This is a genomic window from Dietzia sp. B19, assembly GCF_014145155.1.
Classification (GTDB): domain Bacteria; phylum Actinomycetota; class Actinomycetes; order Mycobacteriales; family Mycobacteriaceae; genus Dietzia; species Dietzia natronolimnaea.
In genome coordinates, this window is sequence record NZ_JAALED010000385.1 from 1 (window position 1) to 1,196 (window position 1,196).

Below are 1,196 nucleotides of genomic sequence, written 5' to 3' on the forward strand. Positions count from 1 at the left end.
AGGCGCCGGGCCACCGCGCGGCCGATGCCGCCCGAGGCGCCGGTGACCACGACGGCACCCGCCCGGCGGCCCGTGCTCATCGGAGGTCGGTCTTGAGGATCTTGCCCGAGGCGTTGCGCGGGAAGGACTCCACGAACTCCACGGCGCGGGGGCGTTTGAAGTTGGCCAGGTGCTCGCGGCAGAACCCGAGGACGTCCTCCTCGGTGAGCGACGAGCCCTCGCGGCGCACCACGAAGGCCTTGCCGACCTCACCCATCCGGTCGTCCGGGACGCCGATGACAGCGGTCTCGACCACCCCGTCCAGGCGCGCGAGCGTCTGTTCGACCTCGGCGGGGTACACGTTGAACCCGCCCGTGATGTACATGTCCTTGAGCCGGTCGGTGATCCGCAGGTTGCCGCGGGAGTCGATCTCGCCCACGTCGCCGGTGTGGAGCCAGCCGTCGGGGTCGATGGCCTCCGCGGTGTTCTCCGGGTCGTCGAGATACCCCTGCATCACCATCTCGCCGCGGGTGAGGATCTCGCCGGAGTCCCCGATCCGGATCTCCATGCCGGGGTACGCCCGCCCGCACGTGGTGGCGACGGTGACGTCGTCGTCGTCCGCCGTGGTGGTGGTAATGAAGCCCATCGTCTCGGTCTGGCCGTAGGCGGTGAGGACGGTCTCCAGGCCCAGGTCGGACTGCATCCGCTCGACCAGGACCACCGGGACGACCGAGGCGCCGGTCACGGCCAGGCGCAGGGAGGACAGATCGAATCCCGCCCGGTCCGGGGCGTCCAGGATCGTCTGGAAGATCGTGGGGGCACCGGGCAGGACGGTGGCGCCCTCGTCCTGTACGAGCCGCATGGTCTCGGTGGGGGAGTACACGGCCAGCGGGATGACGGTGGAGCCGAAGAGTGTGCAGACCAGGAAGCCGGCCTTGTAGCCGAAGCTGTGGAAGAACGGGTTGACGATGAGGTAGCGGTCGCGCTCGGTGAGTCCGCCGTTCGAGCCCCACGCGCGGGCGCCGGCGACCGTCTGGCGGTGCAGCGCCACCACGCCCTTGCTCTTTCCCGTGGTGCCGGAGGTGAACAGGATGTCGGCCACGTCGTCGCCCGTCACCGAGTCGGCGCGGGCGTCGGCCCGCGCGAGCGCGGAGTCGGTGGCCTCCGCCTGGAGGTCGGTGAAGTCGACGACGGCGAGGTCGGCGGTCGCGGCGTCG

The 1,196-nt window shown here is 70.9% G+C and carries 1 protein-coding gene; it reads right to left on the reverse strand.

The genetic code is table 11. The annotated features are described in order from the left end of the window. Nucleotides 1-76: 76 nt before the first annotated feature. Nucleotides 77-1,196: AMP-binding protein (locus tag G6020_RS11370; RefSeq protein ID WP_182610705.1), on the reverse strand; the 1,120-nt coding region annotated here is incomplete at its 5' end.